Source organism: Plantactinospora soyae (assembly GCF_014874095.1).
Taxonomy (GTDB): domain Bacteria; phylum Actinomycetota; class Actinomycetes; order Mycobacteriales; family Micromonosporaceae; genus Plantactinospora; species Plantactinospora soyae.
This window is the reverse complement of record NZ_JADBEB010000001.1, coordinates 7,439,434-7,457,728: the sequence shown is the minus strand read 5'-3', so window position 1 is coordinate 7,457,728 and position 18,295 is coordinate 7,439,434. Positions and strand designations below refer to the sequence as shown.

10 protein-coding genes and 2 pseudogenes are annotated in these 18,295 nt (G+C 71.2%); 6 read left to right on the top strand and 6 right to left on the bottom strand.

Annotation, left to right across the window (positions count from 1 at the left end; all coding sequences use genetic code 11):
• Window positions 1-411: 411 nt before the first annotated feature.
• A complete protein-coding gene (locus H4W31_RS32765; RefSeq protein ID WP_225945789.1) occupies window positions 412-858 on the bottom strand; it encodes a nitroreductase family deazaflavin-dependent oxidoreductase in 447 nt (148 codons plus the stop codon).
• Window positions 859-962: 104 nt separating this feature from the next.
• Window positions 963-1,730, bottom strand: a complete 768-nt coding sequence (locus H4W31_RS32760) for an SDR family oxidoreductase (RefSeq protein WP_192770154.1) — start codon at window positions 1,728-1,730, stop codon at window positions 963-965.
• 200 nt (window positions 1,731-1,930) lie between these two features.
• Here H4W31_RS32760 and H4W31_RS32755 point away from each other — a divergent pair, with 200 nt between their 5' ends.
• The gene (locus tag H4W31_RS32755; protein WP_192770153.1) at window positions 1,931-5,227 is read left to right on the top strand and encodes a BTAD domain-containing putative transcriptional regulator; all 3,297 of its coding nucleotides are present in this window, start codon (window positions 1,931-1,933) and stop codon (window positions 5,225-5,227) included.
• A gap of 120 nt (window positions 5,228-5,347) precedes the next feature.
• Here H4W31_RS32755 and H4W31_RS32750 read toward each other — a convergent pair whose 3' ends face one another.
• The 4 genes from H4W31_RS32750 to H4W31_RS32735 form a co-directional block, all read right to left on the bottom strand.
• On the bottom strand, window positions 5,348-9,361 hold the full coding sequence (locus tag H4W31_RS32750) for a trypsin-like peptidase domain-containing protein (protein WP_192770152.1): 4,014 nt from the start codon (window positions 9,359-9,361) through the stop codon (window positions 5,348-5,350).
• Window positions 9,358-9,657, bottom strand: a complete 300-nt coding sequence (locus H4W31_RS32745; RefSeq protein WP_192770151.1) for a trypco2 family protein — start codon at window positions 9,655-9,657, stop codon at window positions 9,358-9,360. Before H4W31_RS32745 ends, H4W31_RS32750 begins: the two co-directional genes overlap by 4 nt.
• 354 nt (window positions 9,658-10,011) lie before the next feature.
• The gene (locus H4W31_RS32740) at window positions 10,012-14,163 is read right to left on the bottom strand and encodes a hypothetical protein (RefSeq protein WP_192770150.1); all 4,152 of its coding nucleotides are present in this window, start codon (window positions 14,161-14,163) and stop codon (window positions 10,012-10,014) included.
• Between the two features lie 184 nt (window positions 14,164-14,347).
• Window positions 14,348-14,995 (bottom strand): TetR/AcrR family transcriptional regulator, encoded by a 648-nt coding sequence (locus H4W31_RS32735; RefSeq protein WP_192770149.1) that lies wholly within the window; start codon window positions 14,993-14,995, stop codon window positions 14,348-14,350.
• 155 nt (window positions 14,996-15,150) lie between these two features.
• Between H4W31_RS32735 and H4W31_RS43335 the strand changes: the two are divergent.
• The 5 genes and pseudogenes from H4W31_RS43335 to H4W31_RS32715 all read left to right on the top strand — a co-directional run.
• Window positions 15,151-15,351 (top strand): annotated as a pseudogene (locus tag H4W31_RS43335) (ATP-binding cassette domain-containing protein); the annotation flags it as partial.
• 28 nt (window positions 15,352-15,379) lie between these two features.
• Window positions 15,380-15,610 (top strand): annotated as a pseudogene (locus tag H4W31_RS43330) (tylosin resistance protein TlrC); the annotation flags it as partial.
• A 45-nt stretch (window positions 15,611-15,655) separates the two neighbouring features.
• Window positions 15,656-16,348, top strand: a complete 693-nt coding sequence (locus H4W31_RS32725; protein ID WP_192772569.1) for a CatB-related O-acetyltransferase — start codon at window positions 15,656-15,658, stop codon at window positions 16,346-16,348.
• Between the two features lie 280 nt (window positions 16,349-16,628).
• Window positions 16,629-17,888 carry an erythromycin esterase family protein gene (locus tag H4W31_RS32720; RefSeq protein WP_225945788.1) on the top strand — a complete coding sequence of 420 codons (1,260 nt, stop codon included), beginning with the start codon at window positions 16,629-16,631 and terminating at the stop codon, window positions 17,886-17,888.
• A 121-nt stretch (window positions 17,889-18,009) separates the two neighbouring features.
• Entirely contained in the window at window positions 18,010-18,156 is a 147-nt protein-coding gene (locus tag H4W31_RS32715; protein WP_192770147.1) for a hypothetical protein, read from the top strand.
• Window positions 18,157-18,295: the final 139 nt, after the last annotated feature.

Here is an 18,295-nt window from a genome sequence, read left to right as displayed (position 1 = left end):
GAGCCGCCCGCCTCGGCTTGAATGAGCGGCCCAGAGGTGGGTGGGACACGAGCCACACGTCCCTCATCCTCAGGAACCACCCGACCCGGCTCGGTCACCGCTCGCGCGGCCGCATGCTCAGCGGGTGGTTACGGATCCATGTCCGTTGTGGATTTGATCGTAGGTGGGGAGCCGTGCTCACGGGGTTACGCGGACGGCGGTGGCGAGTCGAGGGTGAACAGGCCGGGTTCGGGTTCGGTCAGGACCTGGCGGGCGACGAGGCGGACGTGACCCCGTGATCAGCGAGATGCACATCGACCCGTCGGGTCCGGAGATCCGGTAATCGCGACCAGGAGTCCGGAGTCAAATCCGACCAGGCAGCGTGATGACTACGATTCAGGGTTGCCCGCGACCCACACGACACGCAACGCGTCAGATCCGCTCCAGGACGATCACCGGGATCAGCCGGCGGCACCTGGCCTCGTATTCGTAGTACACCGGCGCGAGCGAGGTCATCAGCCGCCACAACCGGGTGCGCTCCTCGCCCACTGCGGTCCGGGCCAGCGCGGCGAATTTATCCGCGCGGATCTGAACCCGCACCTCGGGGTTGTGCACCAGGTTGAGGTACCAGTTGGGATGTTTGGGGCTGGCGACGGCACCGGAGGCGACCAGGATGTAGCGGCCGTCGTCTTCGGTGAAGAAGAGCCCGGTGCGGCGGAGTCCGCCTGTCCGTCTGCCCACGGTGGTGAGCACCAGGTTGGTCATGCCCCCTTCCGTGAAGCCGTCCTCGCCATCTGTCTCCAGGTAGCGGCGTACGTGCTCGGCAACCGACTCGTCCGGGCTGTCGGTCGCGGGTTGCTGGTCATCCCACATCTTCATCTCGGTTCTGTCGCCTGGGTCGGGAGGCTTTTTTCGACTGACTGGCATACCGTTCGCACTCGGCGGTGGCTGCCGGTCCCACCGTGGCGGGACCGGCAGACCTCCTAGCCGATCGGCGCGGTGAGGCCCTGTGCGAAGCCGCCGTCGACCGCGAGTTCGACGTTCGTGCTGAAGGTCGCGTCGAAGGCCAGGAACAGCGCGGCGGTTGCCACCTCCTCGACCGTGCCCATTCGGCGCAGCGGGGTGATCTCGTTCCCCTGCTCCTCGAAGGCCGCCCGGTCCGCGTCGGTCATGCCCGCGACGCCCATCGTCGGAGTCTTGATGAAGCCCGGGGCCACCGAGTTCACCCGGATCCGCCGGGGGAGCATCTCTGCGGCCAACACGTGGGCGAGTGACCGCAGCGCGTCCTTCGAAGCGGAGTAGATGCTCATGCCGGGGAAGACCAGGTCGTTGGCGACCGTGGTGAACACGATCGCGCCGCCGTCCGGGATGAGTGGGGCCAGGCGCTGCACCGTGAAGAACGACCCTTTGGCGTTGATGTCGAACTGCCGGTCGTAGGAGGCCTCGGTCACCCGCTCCAGTGGCTCGTCCAGTTCCGCGATCCCGTGGTTGACGAACAGGGCGTCGACCCGGCTGAGCCGGTCCGCGACGAGCGCGCCGAGCGCCTGGATGTCGGCCATGCTGGCCGCGTCGGACCGCACCACGTGTGCCGGCCGCGAGCGGAGTTCGGTCCGCGCCTCTTCGATGGTCTTCTCGTTGCGTCCGGTGAGTACGACCTCGGCTCCCCCGTCGAGGAGTGCCTTGACTATCGCCAGCCCCATCCCGTGCGTACCGCCGGTGACGACGGCCTTCTTTCCCGCGTACCTGGTCATCTTCCTAGTCCTGTCGGTCGGCCCGATCCGGGCAGGCGTGTTGGTGAGCCCGGTCCGGGCAAGGTCTGCTTTGCCGGGTTCCACCCTGCCGACCGCCACTCCAGACCGGCTCAGGATCGGCTCCAGACCGGCTTTCCCGGACCCGGGGGCAGCACCGTCCAATCGGAACCTCGGCCGGCGCGTCGAGTTACCGTGGCGGCATGCGTTTCGGTGTGCTCGGTCCGTTGCGGGTGTGGACGGCGGACGGAACGCCGGTCCGGATACCCGAAGTGAAGGTCCGTACGCTGTTGGCCGATCTGCTGGCGCAGCTGGGGCAGCCGGTGTCAGCCGACCGGCTGATCGAGGACCTGTGGGGCGAGCGGCTGCCGGCCAATCCCACTGGTGCGCTGCAAACCAGGGTCTTCCAGTTGCGGCGGGCGTTCGAGAAGGCTGAGTCGGGTGGCCGGGACCTGGTGGCGTTCCAGCCACCGGGCTATCTGCTCCGGGTCGACCCGGAGCAGGTGGATCTGGGGCACTTCCAGGCCCTGACCGTGCAGGCGCGGCTGCACGGCGATGCGCGGGCCAGGGCGGGGTTGCTCTCCGACGCGCTCGCCCTGTGGCAGGGGCCGGCGTTCGCGGATTTCGCCGACGAGCCGTTCGCGCGGGCCGTGATCGGTCGGCTCGAGCAGGAGCGGCTCATCGCCCTGGAGGAGCAGGCGGAAGCGCGGCTGGACCTCGGCGAGCACAGTCTGCTGGCCAGTGAACTCGCCGACCTGGTGGTCCGGAACCCGCTCAGGGAACGGCTGCGGGCCGCGTATCTGCGCGCCCTCTACCGGGCGGGAAGGCAGAACGAGGCGCTGGACAGCTACGAGGAGCTGCGGGAACGCCTGGCGGAGGAGCTAGGGGTGGATCCCAGCCGGGAGCTGGTGGCGCTGCATCGGTCGATCCTGACCCAGGACGCTGCCCTGACGGCCCCACCCGCTCTGGTGACTCCTGCCCGGACCAACCTGCCGGCCCCGCTGACCGACCTGATCGGCCGGGAGGAGGCGGTCGCCCGGGTACGTTCGCTGCTCGACAGGGTGCGGCTGGTGACTCTCACCGGCCCTGGCGGGGTCGGCAAAACCCGGCTGGCGGTGGCGACCGCGGCCCAGGTCGTCGACGCCTTCCCCGACGGGGTGTGGATCGTCGAACTCGCCGGACAGGGCAGCGCGGCCGGTACGCCGGCCGGGGCCATCGCGCAGCACGCACATCCGAGGGCGGCCTGCACGGTGGCCGACGTGGTGGCGGCGGCGCTGGGCATCCGGGACGACGCCGCCGCCAGTCTTCTCCCGGTGACCGGGCCGATGCCGCCGGCCGAGCGACTCACCGACGCGTTACGCGCCAAGCGACTGCTGCTGATTCTCGACAACTGTGAGCACGTGGTCGAGGCGGTGGCCGAGCTGAGCGACGTACTGTTGCGTGCGGCTCCGGGGCTGCGGATCCTCGCCACCAGCCAGGAACCCCTGGGGCTGGCCGGAGAGCAGCTCTGCCCGGTGACGCCGCTGGCGCTGCCCGACTCGGCGGTCGGACCGGACCCCACCGTTCTACTGGAGTTCGGTGCCGTACGGCTCTTCGTGACCCGTGCCGTGGCGGCGTCGCCGACTTTTGTGCTCGATGCGGGCAACTCCGCCGCGGTTGCGACGATCTGCCGCCGGCTCGACGGGATCCCCCTCGCGCTGGAGTTGGCCGCCACCCGGGTACGCGTGCTCGACGTACGAGAGCTGGCTGACCGGCTGGACGACCGGTTCGACCTGCTGGCCGCGGGGCGACGGGGCGGCCCGGCCCGGCAACACACTCTCCGGGCGATGATCGACTGGAGCTGGGAGCCACTGACCGAGGCCGAGCGCGTCGTGCTGCGCCGGCTGGCCGTTCCCGTCGACGGCTGCACGACGCAGGCAGCCGAGACGATCTGCGCCGGCGACGGCGTACGCGCCGGGGAGGTCTTCGGCCTGCTGGCCCGTCTGGTGGACCGCTCGCTGGTGGTCGTCAGCGATGGCCCCGACGGTCTCCGGTACCGGCTGCTCGAATCCGTCGCGGCCTACTGCCTGGAACACCTCGACCGGGCGCAGGAGTTGGTTCGGGTACGGGCCCGGCACTACCGGTACTACACGGAACTTGCCGAACGCGCCGAGCCGCACCTGCGCGGCCCGGCCCAACAGGAGTGGCTGCGCCGCCTGGACACTGAGACGGCCAATCTGCGTACCGCACTCGAGAACGCCACCCGGGACGGTGCCGCGGGGCTGGCGGTACGGCTGGTCAACTCGTTGGCCTGGTACTGGGTGCTGCGCGGCCGGCTCGGCGAGGCCCGGCGGTCGATGGCCGGGGCGCTGGCGGTGGACGGTCCGGCCTCCGCCGCGAGCAGGACCACGGCGATGATCTGGCATGCGGGCATCACGGCGCGGTTCGGTGACAGCGTGGAATTGACCGGGCCGATCGCCCCGACGCCGGACACGGAGGACGGCCCGGCCGATCCGGGTGCGCGGGCCCGGGCGGAATGGTTTCTCGGGTTCGCCCAGATCGGCTTCGGCCGTCTGGCCGACAGCGAGAACCGGGTCACCCGAGCGCTCGCGGCGTTCCGTGCCGACGGCGACCGATGGGGGATGGCCGCCGCGCTGAGCACCCAGGCGAAGCAGGCGCTTACCCGGGGCGATCTCACCTCGCTCGAACGCGCCGGCGAGCAGAGCCGGACGCTGTTCGGCGAACTTGGTGACCGCTGGGGCCAGTTGCAGGCCATGTTTACGCTCGGCCTGCTCGCGCAGATCACCGGCGACTATCCGCGGGCCGCCGACCTGCATCAGACCGGGACGCGGATCGCGGAGGAACTCGGGCTGTGGACCGAGGCCTCCGACAATCTCTGCCAACTCGGCCGGATCGCTCTACTGAGCCGCGAATACCAGCGGGCGGCGGACCTCCACGACCGCGCGCGGCGGCTGGCCGTCGAACAGGGCTACCAAGTCGGCGAGGAAATGGCCGAGATCGGCCTCGCCCTCGGGGCCAGGCGCCAGGGCAGACTCGACGCCGCCGAGACGCACCTGCGCAACTGGCTCGACTGGGACCGCCGGATGGGCTCGGACATCGGAACGGCACTGATCCTGAGCGAACTGGGCTTCGTCGCCGAGCAACGTGGCGACGACAAGGCCGCCCTGACCCTGCACCTGGACGGGCTCGCCGCCGCCCGGCGAAGCGGCGATCCCCGAGCCGTCGCCCTGGCGCTGGAGGGACTGGCGGGTGCGCATGCCTCGGCCGGACGTCCAGAACAAGCTGCCCGCCTGCTCGGTACCGCCGCCGAGACCAGGGAAGCGGTAGGTGTGCCGCTGCCACCTTCCGAACGCTTCGATGTCGACCGAATCAGCGGCCGGACACAGGCCGCCCTGGGCGAGGAGGCGTTCGCCGTGCACTTCACAGACGGCCGCGCCCTCGAACCCGACCGGTATCCGGAGTATCTCACCCTCGCCACCCATCCGACGATCCGCTCCTGACGCGCCGGGGAGACCGCCCACCGCACGGAGAGTCGTGTGAGGGCGGACAGGATTGCCCGGTCCGGCCACGACGGCCGTGCCCGTGACGGCCTGCCAACGCCCCAGCTCACACCGTGCGTGCTAGTTCTGGCGCGGTACAGGCGCATCAGGTAGGAGCGAGGCGTAGAGCGCGATCGCGGCCTCCGGATGCAGGACGCCGAGCGTCCCGAGAGCCATCGGCCAGTGCTCACCAGCGAGGAGATCCACGGCGATCCGGGTGGCGGTCGCCTGGGTCCGGGCGTCTTTCGCGGCCCAGGCGGCGATCTCGCCGCGGGCGAGTGCGCGCAGGTCCGCCCGGGTGATTGCCGCCGCCATGTCGTCGGCCTCCTGCGGCTGCCCGCCACGGCCGAGCGCCAGCGCGCAATCAAAACGGATGCGGTCGTCGCCGGCCATGGTCAGCGCCTCCGCCGCGAGTTTGCGCGCACGCCCGGGCGCGTGGGGTGCCAGCGCCCTCGCGATCGTCGCCAGGTCGGGTGCGCTGCCCTGCGAGCGTGCGGCGCTGATCGCCTCGTCCGCTACGAGCAGCCCGGTAGCGGGGTCGGCGTCCATCAGCACGTCCGTGACGATCGCGAGCCGGGCGGCCCGGTCGGTGAGGAAGGTGCCGAGGGCAGGACCGATCCAGGCGGCATGGCCGAGAAGTTTGGACTGTGCCAGCAGTCGTATCCAGGCGGCGATCGCGCCCGGGTTCGGGGAGTCGATACCGGACCACGTGGTGTGCAGCGCGACGGTCGTCGCGTGCTCCGCTTCGGCGGCGTCGCGGTGCTTGATCGCTGCCTTCATCCCGCGCCAGGCGTCGAGGAAGTTGGCGGCAGAGAACAAGGCGCCTCTGAGGTTCTCCGCCTCCGCCTCCGTCTTGAGCCTGCGTGCCATCTGTGCGGCCTGTTTGAACTGCCCGGCCTCCGCCAGCTGCCACACGACGGCCTCGACCGCGAGGTGCCGTTCCCAGCGGTCCGGTATTGACCACACGATCTCCGCGGCGTCGGCGTACGCGCCCGCTGCCACCTGGACAGCGGCGATCCGGTCCACGAACGCGCCGACGCCGGGACGCCGAGCCAGCTCCCGGGCCTGGACCCGGACCCACGCGGGCTCGGCCGCGCAAAGCGCATCCAGCAAGCTGAGCAGCACGTCAGCGTCGGTGACCTCGGTTTCCTGCACGATGGTCAGCGCTTCGGCGGCGAGGCGTCGCGCCTCCTGCGGCCGTTCGCCGCCGAGGTGTGCCGCCGCGGTGGCGGCGAGCCCCGACGCGCGCCGGAACGGGTCCGCAAGCACGCGTGTCGCCTGCTCGGCCAGGCCGGTCTCGCCCGCTTCGGCGAGCGCTATGGCCAGCGTTTCGCCGATGCTCGCCGGATCCACGTCCGAGAAGATGTAGGCGCGCCCCTCGTCGAACGCCTCGGCCGCCGTCTGCACCGCCTCGTCCGCGAGGCCTTGCGAGATCATCGTCCACACCAGCGTCTCCATCGCGTCGACGTGCAGCCGCTCCTCGTCGGCGACGGCCTCCTTGACCCTGTCGCTGAAGAGCTCTTGGGCCCAGCGCAGCGCGCTGCCGAAGTGGTGCGCGTAGGTCATCGCGAGGCTCGTCTTGTATTTCGCCGTGACCCGCCACCCTCCCGGACGTGCATAGTCGGCGCGGGTGAGATACGGGTGTGATCGCGCGATCTCCTCGCAGGCCTCGGCCACCCGGGCGGCTTCGCCGAGGTCGGCCCCGGACCACGCCTGCGCCACCGCCGCCAGGGCCGACACCCGCTCCGCGTCGTCCGTCAGGGACATGGCGATGCGTTCTGCGGTTCCGGCGAGACGGACGCGGTCGTCGCCGGTCAGGTGCACGGCGATGGTCGCCAGCACCTCGGCCCGCGCCCAAGTGCCGTCGAGGGATTCGGCGGCCTCCTGCGCCTCGGCGATCCGGCCCGCCTCGGCCAGCAGCACGGCGCAGCGCCCGGCGAATTCGGTGGAGCCGGAATCCCGGGCCAGGCCGGCGGCTTCGGCGAGGATGGCGGCGCTTCTCCCGGGGTCGTCCCGCACCGCCGGGTGGGTGGCGATCGCGCGCAGCGCCTCGAACCGGTCCCGGTCACCGGCGATCGATCGGGCCACGCCGACTGCCGTCGTGAGCAGGGCCTGCGCTCTGGAGGGCACGGCGGCGGCCAGGTCGGTGATCGCGTACGCCCGCATGATCTCTTCGCCGACGGCGCGGGCCAGGGACTCTCCGAGATCGGGCTCGCCGAGCCGGGCCAGCACCGCGGGGAGGTCCACCGGTACCGAGGTTCCCCGGTGCACGATCCGGTCCCGCTCGGCGGCGACGGCGGCGAGCCCGGCGAGGAGCCCGGCCTCCGCCAGGAGATCCACGGCCGCGGTGACCTCGATCGTCGCCGCGTAGTCGGATCGCGTGCGGCGCAGCATGAGGTCATGGCGTGCCGGATCACCGGCGAACGCGGCGAGCCGCTGCGGATCGGCGTAACGCAGCAGCAGCCGCCCGTAGGACCGCAGCAGGTAGTCCGGCGTGTCGTCCGGCCAGCCCGCCGCCCGGTACCGATCCGCGGCGGCGTCGAGGACGGTGACCCGCAGCTGCGTGACCGACGGTCCCAGCATCCGCTCCGCGATCTCCTGCAGCGTGGTGTGCGCGAAGGCGCAGATCGGGTCCTCGCCGATCTGCGACACGAAGGTGAACGACCGGCCCAGCACCGAACCCAGCAGCTCTTCGACCACCCAGCGGGGACTTCCAGCGAGGTCTGCAAGGTCTGCGACCGTCAGGCTGCCGCCGGAGGCGGTGACCAACCCGACGATCCGCTGGCTCTCGGTACCGCTCTCCAGCTGGCGGACCAGTTCGCTCTTGGCAGCGGCCTCCAGGTCCTGGGCAAGCCGCGGCTGCGACAGGCGCACGGTCCGGCAGCGGCGCAGCGGATGACCGGCGGGGACGTCGGCGGGTAGGCCGGGCGACTCGCGACCGGCGACCACGATCTGGACCCCGGCGGGAACATCGCGCGGCAACAGCGATGCGATGCTCGGCCGGCGCCCGGTGTCCTCGTCGAGGCCGTCGACGACGAGCGTGAGCGGCATCGCGCGCGCGGCCGTCTCCAGCAGCCGGAGATAGTGCCCGACGCGCGCCGATCGCTGCGCGGGGAACAGCGGCTCCTCCCCGGCGATCGCCGCGAGCTGCTCGATCGACGAGGCCAGGAAGGCGTCGCTGTCCGACTCGCCGGAGAGCCGGGAGGTGACGAAGAAGGACACGATGCGTGTCCCGGCCGGCGGATGCAGGGCGAACCAGGACAGCAGGGCGGTCTTACCGGACCAGGGCGGCCCTTGCCACAGCACATAAGGCTCGTCACCGCCGCAGAACCGCATCAGCTCGGCGAGTTCGTCGCCGCGGTCCTCCAGCGTGGGCGGCGCGATGCTGCGCAGCCAGGACAGCTGGGCGGCGAGCGCGAGCGCGCCCCCGGCCGAGAGCACGGCCTGCGTCAGCGGACCCATCAGCTCACGCAGCACCGGGTCCATCCAACCGTCGGCCCGGCCGGCGGCCAGCCTGCCCAGCCCGTCGCCCCGGTGATGCTTGGTGACGACGCCGACGATCCGGTCCTCGTGGAACACTGCGGCGCCGGACATGCCCTCCCACGGCGAGCGGCCGGGATCCGGGTCGGGGGCGGGCGGCGTGGCGATCGCCAGTTCGAGGGTCGCCTCGCGGCGATTGGCCAGCAGCGCCACCGTGGCCGTCAGGTGGCAGGTGTCGCGGTACTGTGACGGGCTGCCGTCGGGAAGCCGGCGCGAGTGGTCGTCCCGGATCTTCCAGCGCGGGAAGCCGACGGTGGAGCAGGAGAGTACCGCGTCGGCGGCGGGTATGCCGGCGAACTCGCTGCGGCGGATGCCGCCGCCCGCGTCGACGCGCAGGATCGCCACGTCGTCGCCGCCGGATGTCAGGGCGATGGCCGCCTCGCGGGTCCACTCGCGATCGGTGTCCGCGTCGAAGCGGACGAGGATCCGGCTGCCGCCGTCGACGACATGGGCGGCGGTCAGCACCTCGGTGTCCGAGATCCGATACCCCGAGCCTCGGCGGCCGCCTGCGGCGGTCGTGACGATGATCTCCGCGACGCGGGCCGGATCGATCACCGCTCGCGATCGCCCGCCTCGCCGACGACCCACGGCGTCTCGGCCGACCCGCTGAGCCTCGGCTGGAGGGTCAGCTTGATCCGTTGTGTGGACACCTGGTGCAGTCCGGCGTCGGTGCCGAGGTCGACCACCCAGAAGCGGACCTTCGCGGACCCTTTCGCCTCTTTGGTCACCGCGACCGTCAGCTCCAGCTCGATGGGGCCGAGTTCGAACCGGAACGCCTCGCCGGCGGCGACGGCGACGGCCGCCTCCAGCTCCGCGCGCAGCTCTTGGACGACCGTTGTGAGTTCGATCACCGTTGCTCCCAGCGGGCTCGGCGCCAGATGGACGGCATTCTATCCCGGGGAAGAGGAAACCCCTGACTTTGCGTACGGCGGCCCGCACCGCCCTGAGCCCGCCGCCGGCCTGCCTGACGTCATCCTCGACGGGAAGATCGTCGTCCCCGGCAGCGACGGGCACCCCGACTTCGCCGTGCTGAGAGCACGCCTCGGCGTTGGTGTTGGCCGGGCGCGTGTTCTCGCCTCCCTGCGTCCGAAGGAGGGAGCACCGGCGACCGTGGGTGCGGCAGAACCGATGACCCTGGGCTGGCTACCTCCACCCCGGCCGGTGACCGGTCACGTGGCGCGGCAGCATCGCGGGCGCGCTCGCCGTCAGGGCGCCGGGCAGTCCGGCGGCGAGCGACGCGCCGAGCGACCGGCCGAGGGTGAGCGCGAACGGGGTACGCCGGGAGCCGGCCCAGCCGGGCGGTGGTCCCGGCGGGTCCCGGTCGGTCGACCGCTGGCTACGCAGGTCGAACGCCATCCGGCCGTACTCGTCCCCGTCCGGTGTGACCAGGCGTGACCACGCCCACCGGTAACCGGTGCCGACGGTCCACGGTAGCCACGTCGTGCCGCTGGCCACCACTCGGCCGCCCGCGAGCACCGCAGCGTCCAGCCGTACCGGTCCGGCAGCCGGGGTACGCCCCCGCACCGCCGGGAACGCGTCCGGGGTACGCCGGAAGCCTCTCCCGGACAGCGGAACCCGACCGGTCGCGCCGCCGAACCGTACCCGTACCTCGGTGGGATTGTCGCCGGGCTGGTGGCGTACCACTTCCAACACGGTTGCGGCGGTGAGCGGCGCTCCGGGCCGGGGCGGCACCCGCCATCCGTGGTCGACCACGCCGCGCAACTCTGCGCCGAACCGCTCGACCAGGAGGTCGACGAGTCCGCCGGCCCGCCAGTCGACCAGCCCGTGACGGTCGCCGAGCGCGGGTAACAGCCGGTCCAGCGCGGCGTGCACCCGGGCGGTGTCCGTGCCGTCCGTCCATACCGGTCGGACCCGTGCCGCCTGGCGCCAGGCCGCCGAGATGTCCACCGGTACGGCCTGGAGCGCACGCCGCAGCACGGACGCGAAATGGTCCGGCGTCGCCGCTTCCAGCGCAGGCCGGACGGCGTCCAGCACGGCGGGCAGCGCCTCCAGCAGCGCGAGCGCGGCGTGCGGCAGCCGCCCGAGCGGCGCCTGTTCGGGAACCGCCACCACGTCGGCCGCCCCGGCGTCGACCAGGTACCGGCCGAATCCGTCCGCGTCCGGCTCGACGAGCAGCCCGTACACCCAGTCTTCGGCGTCCGGGTCGGCGGGCCGGGCGCGGACCGTGACCGGGGTCGGCCGGCCCGCCTGCCAACCCGCCAACCGGGTGCCGGCGACGAGTGGGGCCACTCCCGTGTCGGCCAGGCCCGGCAGTTGGGTCCGGGCCAGTTCCGGGCGGACCGCCGCGTACTCCGGTCCATCCTGCCCGTCGGCGTGCCGCCCGGCACCGGTCGGTTCCACCACCCACGGGTGGCCGGGCGTGCACCGCAGGCCGGTCGGTTCGAGCGTGACCAGCGGGCGGCCGGCGCGGGGCGTGCGGGACACCAGCAGGACCGGCCGGGTGCCGTACGGCGTGGCCACCAGGTCGCCCCGGCGCAACCGGTCGATCGCCGTGGTGGTGCCGTCCGGCCGCCGTACCCGGGTGGCCCCGGCGAGGCACGACGGCGGGTCGTACGACTGCCAGTAGCGCCCGCCCGGCTGTGAGCGCGCCATGAACTCGGTCGCGTTCTCCTCCGGGAAGCAGCCGCTGCGCGCGGCGCAGCCGCCGCCAGTCCGCGGGCGTTCGGCGCGTAGGTCAGCAGCATCCGGTCCAGCGCGTAGATCCGGCCGGTCACCGTTTCGCCCGGCGCGGCGGTGGTCCACGCGGCGTGCAGCGGCAACAGCGGCAGTAGTCCGGTCGGGATGATGACCGCGCGAGCGTGCCCTTCCAGGCGGTCCAGCACCGGGCCCATGACGGCAGGCCACAGCCAGCCGGTCAGCTCGTCGAGTGCGGCCGGCCACGCGGCCCGGCCGCTCGCGCGCAGGGCGTACGCGGAGAAGTACTGGCCGAGCTTCTCATACAGGCTGTCGGTGGTCAGCTCGGGCAGCCACACCGCCTCGACGTTCTCGTTGTTCACCACGAGCGCCAGCCCGCCCGGCCGGCTCGCCATCAGGTAGACGAGCGGACAGTCGGTCGCGGTTGCCGCCACGTCGGCGAACTCGGCCGGCTGAAGGAAGGTCTCGTAGCCGCGGACCCGCTGGATCCGCGCGGACACCACCGCGAACCGCTCGCGCGCCTTGCGTAGGCTCTCGAGCTGTCCGTAGAGGTCCCCGTCCGGTGCCGCCTGGTCCGGTTCGTCGTAGGCCCGCAGGCTGTCCTCGGCGTCGCGGAAGGCGGCGAGCAGGTCACCCCGGCCGAGTGCGGCCAGTTGCTCGAGGTCGGCGCGGCCCAGTTCGAGGGCCTCGGAGAGCAACATGGCGCGGCCCTGCTCGAGGGCCGTGACCGCGCCCGCCGGGTTGCCGGTGCGGGCCAGCGAGTACGCGGCGAGCTGCGGAACGGCCCCGGCGTCCCGCAACCACATCTCCTTGGCCTGCCGGCTGAGCTGGGCGGCGAACAGTTCCCGGGCGGCTCGCATGCCAGGCGCGAGCGCCTCGGCGGCCTCCGCCCAGCTCTGTCGTTCGCCGGCCCACCGGCCCCAGGCGAGGGAGATGCTCAGCGCGTCGTGCCGGCCGAGCTGGGGCAGCAGCGACGCTCGCCGGAACGCGGCGATCGACTCCCGCAGGTCGGTGGCGTCGCCGGTCAGCGCGTGCCGCTCACGCCGGCAGGTCGCCAGGTTGTGCAGCTCGCCGGGCTTGTGCGGGGACGTCTCGGGCGCGTCCCGGCTCACCTCGGTGAGAAGCTCGATGGCTCGGTCCAGGTCGGCCCGCTCACCGTTCAGCCGCCATCGGTCGGCCAGGCCGACCGCGAAGCTGTTGACGTAGTGCGGCCGCGCCGGCTCGTCGGGCGGCAGCAGGCCGAGTCCGCCCTCCCAGCAGGCGAGGGCCGCTTCCAGGTCGTCGCCTGCGCCGGTGTGCCCGAAGAGGTAATGCAGGTTCTGGCCGAGCAGGATCAGGTATCCGGGCAGGTTCTCCGAGTCCGCCGGGCATTCCTCGAGGGCAATAGCCGACGTGGCGACCATCTGGTGGAGATCCTTGGTGCTGCCGCTGTGCCCGTACTGGTGACGCAGGCAGATGGCCAAGTTCTGGTAGTGGGCCGCACGCCGGTACGCGTCGGTCTCCGCCATGGCAGCGGCGCGCAGGATGTCGGCGGCCGCGGTGAGGTCGGCCAGGTCGCCGGTCCGCTCGTACCGTGAGCGCAGTAACGCGGCGAGCACCGGCCGGTTCTGCGACTGACCCTGCACCGTGCCGATCGACCGGCGCAGCGCGTTGATGGACTGGTTCAGCTCGTCGAGCGACCCCACCCGCTCGTAGCGCTCGTGGACCTGGCCGGCCGCGATGACCAGGTACATTGCGCCGCTACCGGCCTGCCGCATCCCCTCGGTGAACGGCCCGGCGGCGAACTCGTCGAACTCGGTGCGGTCGCCGGTCAGCACGGCCCGTGTCTCCAGCGCGGCGGCGAGGTTGCTCAGGGCGCCGACTCGGAACGGTGATTCCGTCTCCATCAGGGCGAGTGACTCCCGCATCAACTCGACTGCCCGGTCGAGGTCCGGCGGTTCCTTGATGAGGTCGTACCGCAGCCGGTAGGTGACACCCAGGTTCTGCAACGCGTTGAAACGGTTGTGATTGTCGTCGGTGACCACGGCGGTGGCCCGCTCGAAGGCGTCGATCGCCGCGTCCAGGTCCGCCCGCTCCCGGCCACGGCGGTGCCGTAACGCCAGTGCGTTTCCCAGGATCGTGAACGCCTCGGAGGCCGGCCCGGTTCCCTCGCCGATGAGTTCGGTGGCGCGCCGGGCCAACCCGACCGCGGTGTCGATATCGGCGGCGTGACCGGTGCGGTCGTAGCGCAGCCGCAGCAGGGTCGACATGCTCATGAGATCCATCGGGTCGGCCGCGCGGAGGTCACGGTCGGTCAGGAACTCCCCGAACGCCTCGAGGGCCGCGTCGAGGTCGGCCGACGACTCGTAGAGGCTGTAACGCAGGCGCAGGGCGCGGCCCAGCCCGGCCAGGTACAGCGACCGGTGAGGCCCGTCGGGCGGCTCACCCGCCACGGCGCCCAGGTGCAACTCCACGGCACGCTCGAGGTCCGCCGAGTCGGCCGTTGCCTGATATCGCATCGACGCGACCCCGCCGGCGTTGTGCTGGGCCGCGCGTTCCTGGCGCGGATCGGTCCAGATCCAGGGGTGACGCAGCACCGCGTTCCAGGCGGCCACGGCAGCGTCGATCTCCGGCAGCCCGGCGTTGCGCACGCACCTCTCCTGAGCCGCGATCGCGGCAGCCACCGTGCCTTGAAGATCGCCGTCCGTCGGGGCGACGCTCATCGATACCTCCGCATCGTTGCCCGGCACTGTGGCACAGGGCCCGGCAGCACTCCAGAAACTGTCGGATAGGCGATGCGGGGCGGTTCGTCAACGGAGGTAGGGGCCGCCGACCGCACCAAAATCCTGCGTTCCAGGCCAGGCGGATGAACTGGGCATGCGCCCACACAAGGGAGTGAAGTCTCCCTCAGGCGTCGCCCGCTGACGGGGGTTCGGTGAAGGCTCCGGCGGCTGCGGCGAGGGCGGCGATTCTGGCCGCGTCGTCGGGTAGACGCGGGTCGGGTGGCGTGCGGAGGAGCACCAGTTGGTGGTACAGCGGCGCGGTGGCGGCGATGAGCAGTCGTCGAGCGTCGGTGTACGGCGGGAGTTCGCCGCGCCGGGCGGCCCGGCTGACGACGATCTCGCAGCGGGCGTACCGGTCCTCCCAGAGCCGTTGTTGGGCGTGGGCGGCTTTCTCGGAGCGGAACGAGGCGGCGATCAGGGCTGTCACGAACGGCGGTTGTGCGGTTAGGGCTGCCTGGATCTCCTGGTTCAGTGCTGCCAGGTCGCCTTCCAGCGAGCCGGTGTCCGGTGGCTGCCAGTCGTCGTCGCTCGCCGCGTCGAGGACGTCGGCGAGCAGGCCGCCGGTGTCCTCCCAGCGCCGGTACACCGTTGCGCGGTGCACGCCGGCGCGGGCGGCGACGGCGTCCATGGTGAGGCCGTCATAACCGTGTTCGCTGAACTCCGCGCGGACCGCGTCGAGTACCTGCGTACGAATGCGGGCGGTGCGGCCGCCGGGTCGGCGGCGGGTCGGCGGTGGCCGGGTGTCTTCCGGTTCTGGGACTGCGGGAGTCATCGCTGGTAGTCCGTTTGCTCGAGGGGATGGCGTCGTGGCAGAATCTTAATGTATCAGTTGTCGCACTAGTGGGGTGATCGGTGCTCTTCCGAAGCGTTCGCCCGGCCGCGCGGCCATTGACGGCCGCCTCGTCCTCGGGTGCTTGGAGTCCCCGCATGCCTACCCGGATCACCGCACTCGCCGTCAGTGAGTCCTTCAACGGCAGGCTCGTCCTTGACTCGGTGACCTGCTCGCTCGCTGCGGGCGGGCGCACCGGAATCATCGGTGAGAACGGATCCGGCAAGACCACCTTGCTGCGCCTGCTGGCCGGGCGTGAACGGCCCGATCAGGGTGAGGTCGTCGTCCAGGCCGCCGGCGGGGTCGGTCATCTCGCCCAGGACCAGCGGCTGGAGCCGCAGACGACTGGCGGCCGTCCTGGTGGTTACGCCGGAGATGCTACTGCTCGACGAACCCACCAACCATCTGTCGCCCGCCCTCGTCGAGGAGCTGGAAGCCGCTCTGACCGGGTACGACGGCGCCATGGTCATCGTCGGCCATGATCGCCGGCTGCGCCGTCGCTGGCGGGGCGCACACCTGGCCATGCACACGACTGCGACAGCCACCGCCAGGGCCTGATGTCCTCCAACCCCGCAAACCTCTTCAGAAAGGAAGCAATTGGTGATGCCGCCTGTTCCCACCGACCCGACCGTGGTGCATCCGATGCCCGAGCAGCCGCGTGTGGTGCTGTTGAAGCCGCTGGTCACCTCCCCGCTGATCGAGGTCGGCGAGTTCTCCTACTACGACGATCCGGATGATCCGACCGCGTTCGAGACCCGCAACGTGCTGTATCACTACGGGCCGGAGAAGCTGGTCATCGGAAAGTTCTGCGCGCTCGGCGAGGGCGTGCGGTTCATCATGAACGGCGCCAACCACCGCATGGACGGTCCCTCGACGTTCCCCTTCCCGATCATGGGCGGTTCCTGGGCGGAGCACTTCGATCTCATCACCGGCCTGCCCGGACGGGGTGACACCGTGGTGGGCCATGACGTCTGGTTCGGCTACCGGGCCATGGTGATGCCCGGCGTCCGTATCGGCAACGGAGCGGTCATCGCTTCCGGTTCCGTCGTCGTTGACGATGTGCCCGACTACGGCATCGTCGGCGGCAACCCCGCCCGTCTCATCCGCCGCCGCTACAGCGATGCCGACATCAACCGCCTCCTCGCCCTGGCCTGGTGGGACTGGCCGCTCCAGCACATCACCGAACACATCCGCACGATCATGTCCGGCAGCATCGACGAACTGGAGGACGCGGCGTCCGGTCACCCGGTGGAGGCATGTCAAGAGGCGCCGACACGCAGAGCGACGGGCCGTTGAACGGTCCCGGCGCAGGAGGACCGCCACTGCGGAAGCCGGCCTCCGACCTGTGGACACCTTCGCGCCCCGCCAACTCCCGTTCCCAGCCACTCCGCGCCTCCTCTTCGGGAAGGCGCTACGCGCGGTGAGGCCTAGCGGCTTCACCGTCATGTTCGCCGATCCTCCGGTGGTTGCCAACCTGCGGTGATCCGTTGCCCCATCGGCGATCCATCCACATTCCAGCACTGAGAATCGAGCTGTCAGCATGCCTGCTTACCCACCACAAACATTTGCTGACTGGTTGCAATCCCATGCCGTCCCGCTTACCCACCTCGACCGTCAGGCGCCGCTCGATGACCTGGAGCCGCTGCGCGGCATCATCGGCGAAGCCCGCGTCGTCGCGATCGGTGAAAACTCCCACTTCATCAACGAGTTCGCACTCATGCGCGAACGCATCCTGCGGTTCCTCGTCGAACGCTGCGGCTTCACCGTCCTGGCCTTCGAATACGGCTTGAGCGAAGGCTTCCCCCTTGACGCCTGGGCCCAGGGGGAGGGGGCGGATGATGATCTGTCGGCCCAGCTCGCCGAGGCGATCCCCGTGGGAGTCGATGAGCCACTGCGCTGGATGCGCCGGCACAACGCCACAGCCTCGGAGCCGGTGCGTTTCGCCGGGATCGACATCCCGGCAGCCGGTGGATCCTTGGTTCCCGCCCTGGCCCCGGTCGCTGACTACCTCCGCGAGATCGATCCCGACACCCTACCGGCGCTCCAGACGGCGATGCGGATCGCCGAATCGTTCGCCGGTGCCTCCGCGGCCTCGGCCGCACCGGCCTGGACACGCCTGGCCACCGCCGAACAGGACGCCCTCAGCGCTATCCTGATGCGCCTGCTCATCCGGTTCCGCGCCGTCGAAGCGCTGTACCTTTCCCGCGGTGACCAGCGCAGCTACGACATCGCCCTGCGTCGCCTCGAAGGCGCCTGCCACGCCGACTACGGCTTCCGCGCCATGGCCGGCCTCTACGCCGGAAACGGGCTGACCGCCGACACCTCGGCCCGCGACGTCTACATGGCCGGGTCGGTCCTGTGGCATCTGGAGCGCCTTGAACCTGGGACCCGGGTCGTGCTGGCGGCTCACAACGCCCACATCCAGAAGCTGCCGATCTCCTTCAACGGTCACCTCACGGGGCTCCCGATGGGACAGCACCTGCACCGCGTTCTCGGCGACGAGTACTTCGCCCTCGGCCTGACGAGCACCACCGGACACACAGCCGATATGCGCCCCGACGAGAACACGCGCTTCGGGTTCGCCATCGACAACACCGCGTTGGAGGCGCCCGAGCCGGGAAGCGTCGAAGCCGCCTTCGCCGATGCCGGCCTGGGGCTCAGCATCGCCGACCTTCGCCGGGCACGCCAAGAGGTTCCCGGTGACGCCGGTCTTGCCCTTGGCCCTGACCGCATCCGGATACAAAGCGCCTACTTGCACACCCCCGTCCTCGACGCGTTCGACGGCATGCTCAACACCCCGACCTCCACCGTCGCCGACAACCTTTTAGACAGGTGAGATAGGCCAGTGACCAGGGCGGTCGGGTCGAGGAGTGCGCCCGACTCGACATCGATGACATCGCCATTACCGCCCGCACCAGCGCCATCCGGATGCACGGCAAGGGGGATGAGTCCGCGAGGTGCCGCTGCCTGCGGTGGCCCGACAGCGGATCTCGGCGTGGATCAGCAAGCGCGGCAGCGAGCCGGGACTGCTGTTCACCGGGCAGCGTGGGCCGCTGTCGGTCTCCGCGCCCATCCGAGCTGCCACCTGGACTGGCCGCACCTGAGTCTCGTTGAGCAGGCCGCCTACGGCCTTACAACGCACCGCACTCGCCGGGGTGCTCCCGGCGGCGCCTCATCTATGTAGGCGTGGCTATCGGTGCCCTCACCCTGGGTGGTGCCGGTATCGGCACCACCCAGGCCTTG

What these genes read in the sequence shown, in the direction of transcription:
- H4W31_RS32755 (WP_192770153.1), top strand. Translation starts at nt 1,931, where the DNA reads ATGCGTTTCGGTGTGCTCGGTCCGTTGCGGGTGTGGACGGCGGACGGA.
- H4W31_RS32765 (WP_225945789.1), bottom strand. Translation starts at nt 858, where the DNA reads ATGAAGATGTGGGATGACCAGCAACCCGCGACCGACAGCCCGGACGAG.
- H4W31_RS32740 (WP_192770150.1), bottom strand. Translation starts at nt 14,163, where the DNA reads ATGAGCGTCGCCCCGACGGACGGCGATCTTCAAGGCACGGTGGCTGCC.
- H4W31_RS32735 (WP_192770149.1), bottom strand. Translation starts at nt 14,995, where the DNA reads ATGACTCCCGCAGTCCCAGAACCGGAAGACACCCGGCCACCGCCGACC.
- H4W31_RS32760 (WP_192770154.1), bottom strand. Translation starts at nt 1,730, where the DNA reads ATGACCAGGTACGCGGGAAAGAAGGCCGTCGTCACCGGCGGTACGCAC.
- H4W31_RS32725 (WP_192772569.1), top strand. Translation starts at nt 15,656, where the DNA reads ATGCCGCCTGTTCCCACCGACCCGACCGTGGTGCATCCGATGCCCGAG.